This is a genomic window from Pseudomonas frigoris (assembly GCF_047758635.1).
GTDB classification, from domain to species: domain Bacteria; phylum Pseudomonadota; class Gammaproteobacteria; order Pseudomonadales; family Pseudomonadaceae; genus Aquipseudomonas; species Aquipseudomonas frigoris.
Genome location: NZ_CP180479.1, coordinates 1,889,172 through 1,901,922, shown reverse-complemented (window position 1 = coordinate 1,901,922; position 12,751 = coordinate 1,889,172). Strand labels below are relative to the sequence as shown.

Sequence of the window (12,751 nt, the reverse complement as noted above, 5' to 3'; positions counted from 1 at the left end):
ACCCCAGCAAAAACCTATTAAGCCCGCTGACTCAGCCAGGCATGCAATTCTGAAAAACGATCAATGGCCAGTGCCGGCTCGAACAACTTCAACGCTTCGATCGATTGCGCGCCATAGCTGACGGCCACCGAATCCATGCCGGCGTTGCGCGCCATCTGCAAGTCAAAGGACGAATCGCCCACCATCAGCGCCTGCTCCGGGCGAATCTCGCAGTGAGCGAGGATCTGCTCAAGCATCAGCGGATGGGGTTTGCTGGCGGTTTCGTCAGCCGCGCGGGTGATGTCGAAATATTCTTCCCAGCCGTGAGACTTCAGCACCCGATCCAGTCCGCGACGAGCCTTGCCGGTCGCGACCGCCAAGTGATAACCCTCGGCGCGAAACGCTTCCATCGACTCGACCACACCCTCGAACAACGGCGAAGGAACAGCCTCAGAGGCGATGTAGTGATCAGCATAGTGCTGACGGAAGGCTACCAATTCGTCGTCGCCGATTTCCGGATATAACGTGCGAATCGCCTCCGGCAGACCGAGACCGATGATGCCCTTGACGGCAAAATCATCGCGCAACTGAAATCCGGATCGCTCGGACGCGACATGCATTGACTCGACAATCCGACCAATGGAGTCGGCGAGAGTGCCGTCCCAATCGAAAATCAGCAGCTTGTAATCAGATGGGTGCACTCAGGCGCTCCACGGTTTTGGCCCACATCTCGTCGACCGGCGCCTGCAACTTCAGCTCACCACCATCAGGCAGCGGCACGGTCAGCATGTAGGCGTGCAGGAACAGGCGCTTTCCGCCCAGGTCACGAATCTCTTTGCTGAAGCCTTCATCGCCGTACTTGGTGTCACCGGCAATGCAATGCCCGGCGTGCAAGGTGTGGACGCGGATTTGGTGAGTCCGGCCGGTAATCGGTTTGGCTTCGATCAGGGTGGCAAAGTCGCCAAAACGACGCAGGACCTTGAACACGGTCACGGACTCCTTGCCCTCCTCCTCGTCGACCTCGACCATACGCTCGCCGGAGCGCAGGTTGCTCTTGCCGAGCGACGCTCGGACTTGCTTGATCGAGGCCGCCCAGTTGCCGCGAACCAGCGCCATGTAGCGCTTGTCGACGCCATCGCCGCGCAATGCCGTGTGCAAGTGACGCAGCATGCTGCGCTTCTTGGCGATCATCAGCAGGCCGGAGGTGTCACGGTCGAGACGGTGAACCAGTTCGAGCTCCTTGCAATCGGGACGCAACTGACGAAAGGCTTCGATCACCCCGTAAGTCAAGCCGCTGCCACCGTGAACCGCGATGCCGCAAGGCTTGTTGATCACGATCAACGCCTTGTCCTCGAACACAATCGAGGCTTCGAGGCGCTGCAGCAGGCCTTGTGCCAGCGGAACCGGCTCGTCGCGCTCAGGCACGCGAACCGGCGGCACGCGCACGATATCGCCCGCCTGCAGCTTGTATTCGGGCTTGATCCGACCTTTGTTCACTCGCACTTCGCCTTTGCGCAAAATGCGGTAAATCAAGGTCTTGGGCACGCCTTTGAGCCGAGCGAGAAGGAAGTTATCAATACGTTGGCCGGCATATTCCGGCGAGACCTCCAGCAGTTGTACGGCTGGGGTCGAAGGGGCAGTAGTCGTCATGGCGCGGATGATAACAATTTTTTATGGAATTGAAGCACTTAATCATTGCTGCTATAGTCGCGAACGCCGCCAAAAGTGGCCTGGACAGCGGACTAACGGTCAAAAACCGGCCCTGACCAACGCAATTCACGAGGACGAGAGGCCGTCCTACGGGGCTTTCGCTACGAAACGGTAGAGTTTGCAGTTGTAACGAGCGCAGGTGACATGAGGCCTGAAGCATGCCGCAAAGCAGAGTTTTCACTCGCCTTGCGAGCAAATATTCACGGCCAGTTCACAAAGTGCAGTCAGCTACGAACAACCCCGAGCGAACGCTTCGGAAACAACGCCTAAATTAGCCATGATGCGTGACCTCCCCTTTCGGAGCTCACGGTAAATGCCAACCCGCTGCGGATTCTGCGCGCGGCAGCACCCGAATTATCAGGGATACGTGTAGGGTGGAGATGCACAACCGCTGGACTGTGTAGCAATAGGCTTTATCAAGACGCTTCATCTCGTCCACAGCCGCTGGTTGATTCCTCCTCCTGACTGAGTGCTTAAGTAGCCACAGCAAGCAGGACGCGTACGTCGCGACGCCGGCCCAATTGGTCGGGGTTCGCTAGACACTGGAGTGTCCAACCACTCCTGACGCACCTGACACCGACCATGAGAAGTCGTGTGTGCCGAACGCCGTTTCCGGCAGCCCGGAAACCGACGGTACTACATGAAAAGAATGCTGATTAACGCAACTCAACCCGAAGAGTTGCGTGTTGCACTGGTAGATGGCCAACGCCTCTACGACCTGGACATCGAATCCGGTGCACGCGAGCAGAAAAAGGCCAACATCTATAAAGGCCGGATTACTCGCATCGAACCAAGCCTTGAGGCTGCCTTTGTCGATTTCGGCTCCGAGCGCCACGGCTTCCTGCCCCTCAAAGAAATCTCCCGCGAATACTTCAAGAAAGCCCCCGAAGGCCGCGTCAACATCAAGGACGTCCTGAGCGAAGGCCAGGAAGTCATCGTTCAGGTCGAAAAAGAAGAACGTGGCAACAAGGGCGCAGCCCTGACCACCTTCATCAGCCTGGCCGGTCGTTACCTGGTTCTGATGCCGAACAACCCGCGTGCCGGCGGTATCTCCCGTCGCATCGAAGGTGAAGAGCGCAACGAACTGCGTGAAGCCCTGAACGGCCTGGTTGCCCCAGCCGACATGGGTCTGATCGTTCGCACTGCCGGCCTCGGCCGCAGCAGCGAAGAAATGCAGTGGGACCTCGATTACCTGCTGCAACTCTGGACCGCCATCAAAGAAGCCTCGCTGGATCGCTCCGCGCCGTTCCTGATCTACCAGGAAAGCAACGTGATCATCCGCGCCATCCGCGATTACCTGCGCCAGGACATCGGTGAAGTGCTGATCGACAGCGTTGAAGCCCAGGACGAAGCCCTGACCTTCATCCGCCAGGTGATGCCGCAGTACGCCAGCAAGATCAAGCTGTACGAAGACAGCGTTCCGCTGTTCAACCGTTTCCAGATCGAAAGCCAGATCGAGACCGCTTTCCAGCGCGTCGTTGAACTGCCTTCCGGCGGCTCCATCGTTATCGATCCGACCGAAGCCCTGGTGTCCATCGACATCAACTCGGCGCGCGCCACCAAAGGCAGCGACATCGAAGAAACCGCTCTGCAGACCAACCTTGAAGCCGCCGAAGAAATCGCCCGTCAGTTGCGCTTGCGCGACATCGGCGGCCTGATCGTCATCGACTTCATCGACATGACCCCTGCCAAGAACCAGCGCGCCGTGGAAGAAAAAGTCCGCGAATGCCTGGAAGCCGACCGCGCTCGCGTGCAAGTCGGTCGCATCTCGCGCTTCGGCCTACTGGAAATGTCCCGTCAGCGCCTGCGTCCATCCCTGGGCGAAAGCAGCGGCATCGTTTGCCCGCGTTGCAACGGCACCGGCATTATCCGTGACGTTGAATCGCTGTCGCTGGCGATTCTGCGCCTGATCGAAGAAGAAGCCCTGAAAGACCGCACTGCCGAAGTTCGCGCCCAAGTGCCGATCCCGGTCGCCGCGTTCCTGCTCAACGAAAAACGCAACTCGATCACCAAGATCGAACTGCGCACCCGTGCCCGCATCGTCATTCTGCCGAACGATCATCTCGAAACGCCGCACTTCGAAGTGCAGCGTTTGCGCGATGACAGCCCGGAAGCCGCGGTCGGCCAGTCCAGCTACGAAATCGCTGCTGCCGCTGCCGAAGTCGAAGAAGTCCAGCCAGCCGCTGCGACCCGCACCCTGGTTCGCCAGGAAGCCGCGGTCAAGACTGCTCCGGCTCGCGCCAACGCTCCGATTCCGACCGAAGTCGTCGCTGCCGCACCTGTTGCTGCACCGGTCGCCGCGCCTGAGCCAAGCCTGTTCAAAGGCCTGGTGAAGTCGCTGGTCAGCCTGTTCGCGACCAAAGAAGAGCCAGTTACTCCGGTTGTGGTTGAAAAACCAGCAACCACCGAGCGTCCGGCCCGCAACGAAGAACGTCGCAACGGTCGTCAGCAGAGCCGCAACCGTAACGGTCGCCGCGATGAAGAACGCAAGCCTCGTGAGGAACGTGCACCGCGTGAAGAACGCGCACCACGTGAGCCACGCGAAGCCCGCGAAGAAACTCCAGCGGTAGCAGTAGAACGCGCTCCACGTGAAGAGCGCGCACCTCGCGCACCTCGTGAAGAACGTGCACCGCGCGCTCCTCGCGAAGATCGCAAGCCACGTGGCGATCGTGAAGAACGCCCGGTTCGTGAATTGCGTGAGCCTCTGGATGCCGCTCCGGCCGCCGCTGCTATCGCCGCTACCGCTGAAGAGCGTCCAGCCCGCCAGCCACGCGAAGAACGTGCTCCACGCCCACCGCGTGAAGAACGTCAGCCACGTGCCGAGCAAGCCGCTGCCGCAGTAGCTGAAGAAGAGTTGGTTACCAACGAAGAGCAACTGCAGGAAGACGGTCAGGAAGGCGCCGAAGGCGATCGTCCACGCCGCCGCTCCCGTGGCCAGCGTCGTCGCAGCAACCGTCGTGAGCGTCAGCGCGATGCCAACGGTAATGTGATCGAAGGTTCGGAAGAATCAGAGTCCGCCGAAGGTAACGAAGCTGCCGAAACCAACGAAGCGCCAAGCGCTGCCGATCTGGCCGCCGGCCTGGCTGTTACCGCAGCCGTTGCCAGCACCGTGATCAGCGCTCCAGCCGAAGCACAGGCTAACGAGCAAGCCGAACGCGCGACTGCCGCCACCCTGGAAACTGCTCCAGTGGAAGCGCCAGTGGTTGAAGCAACGACTTCGGTCGAAGCCTCCGCCGCTCCGGAAATCGAAGTCGCCCCGGTTCGTGAAGCACAGCCTGTATTTGAAGCTGCCGCTGAGCCAGTGGTTGCCGCAGAACCGGTTGTCGAAACAGCCACCGAAACAGTGACCGAAGCTGTCCGTGAAATTCGCGAAGAGCAAACCGCGTTCAACTGGGTTGCCGAGCCAGCCGCCGCCGAAGCGCCAGAAGCCGAGGCCATGGTGTCCGAGCCAGTGGTTGCTGCTGCCGAGCCTGCTCCGGTGGTTGAAGCGCCGGTTGTTGCCGAAGTGGCCGCACCGGAAGTCGAAGCCGCCCCTGTCAGCGCCCTGACGCCAAGTGGCCGTGCGCCGAACGACCCACGTGAAGTGCGTCGCCGCAAGCGTGAAGCCGAGCGTCTGCAGAAGGAAGCCGAACTGGCTGCCGCTGCTGCTCCGGCTGCTGTCGAAGCTGCACCGGTTGTCGCTGAAGTCGTCGAGGCAGCACCTGCCCCGGCGGCTGAAGTCTCTGCTGCCGAACCAGTTGAATCAGTGATCGACGAAGCACCGCGCTCCGTTCAGGAAGCGGTAGAGCAACACGAGCAAGCCCTGGAAAAAGAACACGAGCCTAAACCTCTCGTCTGATTCCATCGGCCACTAAAAAGCCCCGCCTGGTGATCCAGGCGGGGCTTTTTTATGCCCGTAAATATCACGGTGATCCAATGTGTGAGCGGGCTTGCTCGCGAAAGAGGTTTAACATTCGACATTGGTGCAAGCTGATTCACCGCTTTCGCGAGCAAGCCCGCTCCCACATTGGATCTGTATCGAGGCTACTGGTAGATCAACTTCTCTGGCACATCCACATCCCACAACACCCCGGAATCGTCCACCGCCACCTCGACCACCCTCGCCTGCGCAAACAACGCCTTGGCACCTCGATCACCGGACAACGCCATCAACGCAGCACCGAAGCTGCGCCCAAATCCCACCGGATGTCCAAACTCACCTTGATGCACCGGAACACTGACGGCGTCATCAGCAATCTCCGCCACCACACGCTCAATACTCGTTGGAAGGATGAACGGCATATCCCCCAGCACAATCAGCCAGCCACTGAGCAGCGGACACGCCGCCACACCGGCTGCGATGCTGTCACCCATGCCGGTCGATTCGATCAGCACGATCTGGCAACCATAAGCCTTGGCCATGCGGATCACTTGCGGTCGATCCACAGTGGTCACCAGGACGCGCTTCTCAAGGGAGGTCGGCAAATTAGCCAGCACTTGCTCGATCATCGAATGAACAGCACCCTCGCGCCCCGTACAATCCGCCACCAGCTTGTCCCTCTCGGCACCGGCCTCCTGTCGAAACCGACTGCCCTGCCCCGCTGCCAAAACGATGACGCCGATCGGTTCACTCATACGACCTCCTGCAACAGCTTCTTCTGCTTGAGCTCGACGCCGTTCTTGATCGCCACGATTTCGGCCAGTAGCGACAAGGCAATTTCCGCCGGTGTGTGGCTGCCAATGTGCAAACCGATCGGGCCGTGCAGCCGCTCGATGGCCTGCTGTGACAAGCCTAGTTGAGCCAGGTTCTCCCGGCGTTTCAAGCTGTTGATCCGCGAACCCAGTGCACCGACATAAAACGCCCTGGAATCCAGCGCCGTGAGCAGCGCCATGTCATCGAGTCGAGGATCGTGGGTCAGCGCGACGATGGCCGTACGCTCGTCAGTCTGGATGCTGAGCACCGCGTCATCGGGCATGCCCGAAACAAATCGCCCGTGCTGCTCTTCCCAACCGTAAACGAACTCGGTGCGCGGATCGCAGATCAGCACTTCGAAATCCAGCAAACGAGCCATCTCGGCGACATACCGGGACAACTGCCCCGCACCGATCAGCAACAACCGCCAACGCGGGCCGTAAATGGCCCGCAACGTCTTGCCATCGAACGTCAGCACATCAGTCTTGTCAGCCGGCTGCAGAGTGACTTCACCCGTCTCGACACTGAGCGAGCGGCCAACAATTTCATGCGCCTCGCAGCGCGCCAGCAACTCCGCGACCCAAGCCGGGTCACCAACCCGCTCCTCAGTCAGGCGCAAAGTGCCGCCGCACGGCAAACCGAAGCGTGCCGCCTCCTCACGGGTGACGCCGTAAGTGATCAATTGCACCGGCGGCCCATCGGCTGGAATACGACCGTCGTGTAGCCGGGCAATCAAATCGTCTTCGACACAACCACCGGACACCGAGCCAATCACCACGCCATCTTCACGCAAGGCAAGCATGGCGCCAGGTGCCCTAGGCGCGGTGCCCCAGGTCTGGACCACGCTGTACAACACCACCCGCTGACCGGCGCGGCGCCATTCGAGCACGCTGCGCAGGACGTTCAGATCGACGCTGTCCATCAGGCTTGCGCCTTCTGCCAACCTTGCAGCTGATAGCGAACCGGCAGGTTGCGGATGCGCTTGCCGGTGGCAGCAAAGATTGCGTTGCACAGCGCAGGTGCGATCGGTGGTACGCCCGGCTCACCGACACCGCCCAGTGGCACATTGCCTGGCGGTGTGACCAGATGAACCTCAACTTCCTTAGGCGCCAGGGACATGCGCGCCACTTCGTACATGTGGAAGTTGTCCTGCTGGACCTTGCCGTCCTTGAAGCTGATTTCCCCCAGCACCGCGTTGCCCAGGCCCATGACACAGGCACCTTCGAACTGCGCACGAATCCGCTCGGGGTTGATCTGCGGACCGCAATCCACGGCGATGTCGGCCTTGTGCACGATCAGCGTGCCGTCGTCTTTGACTTCAACCTCAATCACCGCCGCCACATAAGTCACGAAGCTGTAATGCACCGCCAGCCCCAGGCCTCGGCCCTTGGGCAACTCACGACCCCAGCCGGCAGCTTTGGCAGCGGTTTCCAGCACCATACGCAGACGCGCGGTGTCGATCGGATAACGCTCCGGGGATTCGCCGTAGTTCCACTCTTCACTCAAGGTGCGCGGATCGATCTGCCGGTCCGGGCCGAGCAATTTGATCTGGTACTTGAGCGGATCCTGGCCGGCCTTGTGCGCCAGTTCATCGACAAAGCTCTGAATCGCAAAACCGTGAGGAATGTTCGACACCGAGCGATACCAGCCGACGCGGGTATGGACCGTCGCTTCCGGGTTTTCCAGGCGCACGTTGGGAATCGCGTAAGCCATGTTGGTAAAGCCCATGCCCAACTCGAAGGCCGCCTCGTGGTTCATGCCCGGCGCAAACAGCGCGGTGATGCTCGGTGCCACGGTGCGGTGCAACCAGCCGGACGGCAGGCCGTCTTTGTTCAGGCTGGCTTTCAGGTACTCGGCCGACACCGTGTGGAAATAGGAGCAGTGGATGTCGTCTTCACGGGTCCATTGCACTCGCACCGCCTTGCCAGGGAACTCCTTGGCAAGGATGGCCGCTTCGATGATGAAGTCCGGTTTGGATTTACGACCGAAACCGCCGCCCAACAAAGTGACGTTAAAGGTGACGTTATCGAACGGGATACCAAGGCGTTCGCCAATTCGTTCGCGGGTGACTTGTGGCGCCTGGCTTGGGGCCCAGGCTTCGCAGACGCCGTCCTTGAAGCGGGCGATGGCGACCATCGGTTCCATGGGCGCTTGCGTGAGGTGCGGCAGGTAATAGGACACTTCGAGCGTGCTGTCGGCGCTGCCCATCGCTTCATCGATGTTGCCGGTATTGCGCACCACTTTGCCCGGTTTGAGGGACGCGGCTTCCAGTTCCTTGCGGTAGGCGATCGAGTCATAACTGGCGTTAGGACCATCATCCCACTCGATTTTCAACGCCTCGCGGCCCTTGATCGCGGCCCAGGTATTGCTGGCCACCACGGCCACGCCGCCCAACGGCTGAAACTCCGACGGTAGCGGATGGCCTTCGATCTGCACAACCTTGATCACGCCCGGGACTTTCATCGCGGCGCTGGAGTCGACGGACTTGACCTTGCCGCCGTACACCGCAGGACGTGCAATGGTGGCGTAGAGCATGCCGTCGAAATGGACGTCTGCACCGTAAATGGCGCGGCCATTGACGATGTCGGCACCGTCGATGGCCTTGGTGCCTTCCTTGCCGATGTAGCGAAATTCCGACGGCTGCTTGAGTCGCAGGCTGTCACGCGCCGGCACTGCCAACGCACCGGCAGCGGCGGCCAAGGCGCCGTAACCCAGCTCACGACCGGTCGGTTGGTGAATGACTTTATGCAGTTGCGCGCGGCATTCGCTGACCGGCACTTTCCACTGTTCGGCAGCGGCTTGTTCAAGCATGGTTCGCGCGGCAGCACCGCAGCGACGCATCGGCTCGTACCAGTGGCGCATGCTGCGCGAGCCATCGGTGTCCTGGTTGCCGAAGCGCACTTCGTCGCCCGGCGCCTGTTGCACCTTCATCATCGCCCAGTCGGCTTCCAGTTCATCGGCCACCACCATCGTCAGGCTGGTGCGCACACCCTGGCCCATTTCCGAACGGTTGCAGACCACAGTCACCGTGCCGTCAGCGGCGATGCTGACGTACACCTTGGGATCGTCGATCCAGCCGTTGGGCATGCCATCGGCGCCGAATTTCTTTTCTTTTTCGGCAGCAAACGCGTCTTGCCAGCCCCAGCTCGCCACCAGTACCAGCGCACTGGTGGCGCCAACGCCTTTGAGGAAACCGCGGCGACTGAGGTTGCTCAGCGCGAAATCATTCGGTAACTGGCTCATGCCTTGGCCTCCTTCAGGTGAGTGGATGCCTGGCGGATGGCGGTCTTGATGCGGTTGTAAGTGCCGCAGCGGCAAATGTTGCCGACCATCGCCTCTTCGATCTGTTCGTCGCTGGGGTTCGGGTTGGTCTTGAGCAGCGCCGTGGCGGACATGATCTGCCCGCCCTGACAGAAACCGCACTGGGCCACGGCGGTGTCGAGCCAGGCTTGCTGGACGACTTGTCCGACCGGGTCGGCGTGCAGGTTGTCGATGGTGGTGACGTTCTGGCCGACCACCGAACCGATCGGCGTGATGCAACTGCGCGCCGGGGCGCCTTCGATATGGATGGTGCAGGCGCCGCACAGGCCCATGCCGCAGCCGAATTTGGTGCCGTTGTAACCGGCCACGTCGCGGATCGCCCAGAGCAGCGGCATGTCCTCGGTGACATCGAGTTGATGGTCTTGACCATTGAGCTTCAGGGTAATCATGGGCACGCCCGCATAGTTATTGGTTATGGGGTCGAGCAATCTGCCGCCAGGGGTTGGCGGTTGGCATCACGCAGATCGGCTCAGGCTAACGAGGCTCTCTTATGCGGACGGTCGCGTCTGCATCGGGCCTTTGGTGGAGCAAACGTTTGCATCGTTAGGTGGCTAAGTTAACCCAGCATTAACAAAAAAGCCCTCCACAGTTAAACGTGTGCAGGGCTTTGAAATCAGTATTGAAAGCGTAGCCTCAATACCGATTGGGCTCCATTTCCAGGTCGACATGAAAACGTTCTGAAATGTCTTTCTGGATACGTTGCGCCAGGTTCAGCAATTGCAGACCGGTCGCGTTGCCATAGTTGACCAGCACCAACGCCTGCAATTTATGCACGCCAGCGTCGGCATCACGGAAACCTTTCCAGCCGGCCCGCTCAATCAGCCAGCCCGCCGCCAGTTTCATCTGCCCGTCGGGTTGCGCGTAGGCCACCAGATCCGGGTATTCACCTTTGAGTTGCGCGACGAGCGCCGCTGGCACCAAAGGATTCTTGAAGAAGCTGCCGGCATTGCCGAGCACTGCCGGGTCCGGAAGCTTTTCATTGCGGATGCTGCAAATCGCCTGGCTGACATCGGTGGCGGTCGGATGATCGATACCTTGCTCGGTCAGGCGCTGACGCACCGGGCCGTACTCCAGGTGCAGGTGCGCGGCGCGGTCCAGGATGAAACGAACCCGCAGGATCAACCAACGCCCCGGTTCCTGTTTGAACAGGCTGTCGCGGTAGGCGAAGTTGCATTCTTCCAGGGTGAAGTCCCGCAAGTCGCCGGTCTGGCGATCCAGCGCGGTCAGGCCGGCGAACACGTCCTTGATCTCCACGCCATAAGCACCAATGTTCTGCATCGGTGCCGCACCGACGGTGCCGGGAATCAGGCTGAGGTTCTCCAGCCCCGACAAACCCTGCGCCAGGGTGTGCTGCACGAACGGATGCCAAGGCTCGCCGGCCTCGGCTTCGATGACGACTTTGCTGCCGTCATCGCTCAGGATGCGAATCCCGCGCGTGGCCATGCGCAGCACCAGCGACTGGATATCGGCCGTCAGCAGCAAATTGCTGCCACCGCCAATCACCAGCAGCGGCACTTCATGTTCCACCGCATAGGCCAGGGCTTCACGCACGTCGGCATCGTTATGGGCCTCGGCAAACAGCCGGGCCTGAACATCGACGCCAAAGGTGTTGAACGGCTTGAGCGAAACCTGGGCGCGCACCTGCAAACTCATAACCGTCCCTTCAATTCGATCACCAGCAAATCACTGGCGCGCTCGATCAGGTCCAGCACTTGCTCAAAGCCTTGGTCGCCGTCGTAATACGGATCCGGCACTTCATCGATTTCCGACTGGTAGCGACGCAGGAACAGGTCCAGCTCGGCCTTGCCCCTGGCCGGTTGCAAGGTCTTGAGATTGCGCAGGTTGCTGTGGTCCATCGCCAGAATCAGATCGTAAGTGGCGAAATCGGCGCGAGACACTTGCTGGGCGCGCTGAGCGGACAGGTCATAACCGCGCAGCTTGGCCGCCGCCTGACTGCGCTTGTCCGGGGCCTTGCCGACGTGCCAGTCACCGGTACCGGCGGAGGCAACTTCGATTTGATCGGCCAGCCCCGCTTCGCGCAGTTTGTGTCGTAGCACGCCTTCGGCCGTGGGTGAACGGCAGATGTTGCCCAGGCAGACAAACAAAACCCGCATCAGGCCTCCAGCAGGCGACGAACGCGCTCAAGGTCTTCGACGGTATCGACGCCAGTCGGCGGTGCGATCAGCGCGTCCGCGACGTGAATCCGCACGCCGTGCCACAGGGCACGCAGCTGTTCCAGGGATTCGGTGTTTTCCAGCCAGCACGGGCCCCAGCTGACGAAGTCATGCAGGAAACCGGCGCGGTAGGCATAGATGCCGATATGCCGACGATACGGCACGCCTTCCGGCAATTGCTCGCGGCTTTTGGCAAGCGCGTCCCGGGCCCACGGCAACGTGGCACGACTGAAGGTCAGCGCCAGGCCATTAAGGTCGCTGACAACCTTGACCACGTTGGGGTTGAACAGGGTTTCCACGTCTTCGATCGGCTCGGCCAGCGTGGCCATGCGCGCTTCGGTGTGGGCGGCCAGGTTGGCGGCAACCTGATCGATCACGCTCGGCGGGATCAGCGGTTCGTCACCTTGGACGTTGACCACAATGGCATCGGGCGCAAGGCCCAGCTTCGCGGCGACTTCGGCCAAACGGTCGGTGCCGGAATTGTGATCTTCGCGGGTCAGCACCACTTCAGCGCCAAACCCTTTGCAGGCCTCGACGATGCGCGCATCGTCAGTGGCAACGACCACACGCTGAGCGCTGCTTTTGCTCGCCTGTTCCCAGACGTGCTGGATCATCGGCTTGCCGGCGATCAGCAGCAGCGGTTTGCCCGGCAGGCGGGTGGAGGCGTAACGCGATGGAATGACAACGGTAAAGGCTGTGGTCATTTATCCAGACGCTCGTCGGTGGTCAGGGTGCGGGCTTCGGTTTCGAGCATCACCGGGATGCCGTCGCGAATCGGGTAAGCCAGGCCTGCGCCCTTGCTGATCAGCTCGGTTTTGTCGGCGCTGAGCTTGAGCGGGCCTTTGCAGACCGGGCAAGCGAGGATATCGAGCAATTTGGTGTCCATGAGCATTCC

11 protein-coding genes are annotated in these 12,751 nt (G+C 60.8%); 1 reads left to right on the top strand and 10 read right to left on the bottom strand.

Going from position 1 to position 12,751, the window contains the following annotated elements; translation table 11 throughout:
- Positions 1–17 precede the first annotated feature (17 nt).
- Positions 18–680 carry an HAD-IA family hydrolase gene (locus ACMXYH_RS08605; RefSeq protein ID WP_415766836.1) on the bottom strand — a complete coding sequence of 221 codons (663 nt, stop codon included), beginning with the start codon at positions 678–680 and terminating at the stop codon, positions 18–20.
- On the bottom strand, positions 667–1,629 hold the full coding sequence (rluC, locus tag ACMXYH_RS08600; protein WP_046049069.1) for a 23S rRNA pseudouridine(955/2504/2580) synthase RluC: 963 nt from the start codon (positions 1,627–1,629) through the stop codon (positions 667–669). Before rluC ends, ACMXYH_RS08605 begins: the two co-directional genes overlap by 14 nt.
- Before the next feature lie 700 nt (positions 1,630–2,329).
- On the opposite strand from rluC, the gene rne reads away from it, so the two are divergent.
- Positions 2,330–5,527: a ribonuclease E gene (gene rne / locus ACMXYH_RS08595; RefSeq protein WP_415766835.1), complete on the top strand. Its 3,198-nt coding sequence runs from the start codon at positions 2,330–2,332 to the stop codon at positions 5,525–5,527.
- 185 nt (positions 5,528–5,712) lie between these two features.
- Here the strand turns inward: rne and ACMXYH_RS08590 are convergent, their stop codons facing one another.
- The 8 genes from ACMXYH_RS08590 to ACMXYH_RS08555 all read right to left on the bottom strand — a co-directional run bounded on the left by ACMXYH_RS08590 (position 5,713) and on the right by ACMXYH_RS08555 (position 12,742).
- Positions 5,713–6,303 carry a nucleotidyltransferase family protein gene (locus ACMXYH_RS08590; protein WP_415766834.1) on the bottom strand — a complete coding sequence of 197 codons (591 nt, stop codon included), beginning with the start codon at positions 6,301–6,303 and terminating at the stop codon, positions 5,713–5,715.
- Entirely contained in the window at positions 6,300–7,283 is a 984-nt protein-coding gene (locus tag ACMXYH_RS08585) for an XdhC family protein (protein ID WP_415766833.1), read from the bottom strand. Before ACMXYH_RS08585 ends, ACMXYH_RS08590 begins: the two co-directional genes overlap by 4 nt.
- Positions 7,283–9,604 carry a xanthine dehydrogenase family protein molybdopterin-binding subunit gene (locus ACMXYH_RS08580; RefSeq protein WP_415766832.1) on the bottom strand — a complete coding sequence of 774 codons (2,322 nt, stop codon included), beginning with the start codon at positions 9,602–9,604 and terminating at the stop codon, positions 7,283–7,285. Before ACMXYH_RS08580 ends, ACMXYH_RS08585 begins: the two co-directional genes overlap by 1 nt.
- Positions 9,601–10,071 carry a (2Fe-2S)-binding protein gene (locus ACMXYH_RS08575; protein ID WP_008152370.1) on the bottom strand — a complete coding sequence of 157 codons (471 nt, stop codon included), beginning with the start codon at positions 10,069–10,071 and terminating at the stop codon, positions 9,601–9,603. Before ACMXYH_RS08575 ends, ACMXYH_RS08580 begins: the two co-directional genes overlap by 4 nt.
- Positions 10,072–10,315: 244 nt before the next feature.
- Positions 10,316–11,335, bottom strand: coding sequence for a UDP-N-acetylmuramate dehydrogenase (gene murB, locus ACMXYH_RS08570; protein WP_415766831.1), 1,020 nt, complete (start codon positions 11,333–11,335; stop codon positions 10,316–10,318).
- Positions 11,332–11,796 (bottom strand): low molecular weight protein-tyrosine-phosphatase, encoded by a 465-nt coding sequence (locus ACMXYH_RS08565; RefSeq protein WP_415766830.1) that lies wholly within the window; start codon positions 11,794–11,796, stop codon positions 11,332–11,334. Before ACMXYH_RS08565 ends, murB begins: the two co-directional genes overlap by 4 nt.
- A complete protein-coding gene (gene kdsB / locus ACMXYH_RS08560; RefSeq protein ID WP_415766829.1) occupies positions 11,796–12,560 on the bottom strand; it encodes a 3-deoxy-manno-octulosonate cytidylyltransferase in 765 nt (254 codons plus the stop codon). The genes ACMXYH_RS08565 and kdsB overlap by 1 nt, the downstream gene beginning before the upstream one ends.
- Complete coding sequence (locus ACMXYH_RS08555) at positions 12,557–12,742, bottom strand: Trm112 family protein (protein WP_007945752.1); 186 nt, start codon at positions 12,740–12,742, stop codon at positions 12,557–12,559. The genes kdsB and ACMXYH_RS08555 overlap by 4 nt, the downstream gene beginning before the upstream one ends.
- Positions 12,743–12,751 lie beyond the last annotated feature (9 nt).

Bases quoted from the DNA above. Each gene is read 5' to 3' on its own strand.
- rluC (WP_046049069.1), bottom strand. From the start codon at position 1,629: ATGACGACTACTGCCCCTTCGACCCCAGCCGTACAACTGCTGGAGGTC.
- rne (WP_415766835.1), top strand. From the start codon at position 2,330: ATGAAAAGAATGCTGATTAACGCAACTCAACCCGAAGAGTTGCGTGTT.
- ACMXYH_RS08590 (WP_415766834.1), bottom strand. From the start codon at position 6,303: ATGAGTGAACCGATCGGCGTCATCGTTTTGGCAGCGGGGCAGGGCAGT.
- ACMXYH_RS08585 (WP_415766833.1), bottom strand. From the start codon at position 7,283: ATGGACAGCGTCGATCTGAACGTCCTGCGCAGCGTGCTCGAATGGCGC.
- ACMXYH_RS08580 (WP_415766832.1), bottom strand. From the start codon at position 9,604: ATGAGCCAGTTACCGAATGATTTCGCGCTGAGCAACCTCAGTCGCCGC.
- ACMXYH_RS08575 (WP_008152370.1), bottom strand. From the start codon at position 10,071: ATGATTACCCTGAAGCTCAATGGTCAAGACCATCAACTCGATGTCACC.
- murB (WP_415766831.1), bottom strand. From the start codon at position 11,335: ATGAGTTTGCAGGTGCGCGCCCAGGTTTCGCTCAAGCCGTTCAACACC.
- ACMXYH_RS08565 (WP_415766830.1), bottom strand. From the start codon at position 11,796: ATGCGGGTTTTGTTTGTCTGCCTGGGCAACATCTGCCGTTCACCCACG.
- kdsB (WP_415766829.1), bottom strand. From the start codon at position 12,560: ATGACCACAGCCTTTACCGTTGTCATTCCATCGCGTTACGCCTCCACC.
- ACMXYH_RS08555 (WP_007945752.1), bottom strand. From the start codon at position 12,742: ATGGACACCAAATTGCTCGATATCCTCGCTTGCCCGGTCTGCAAAGGC.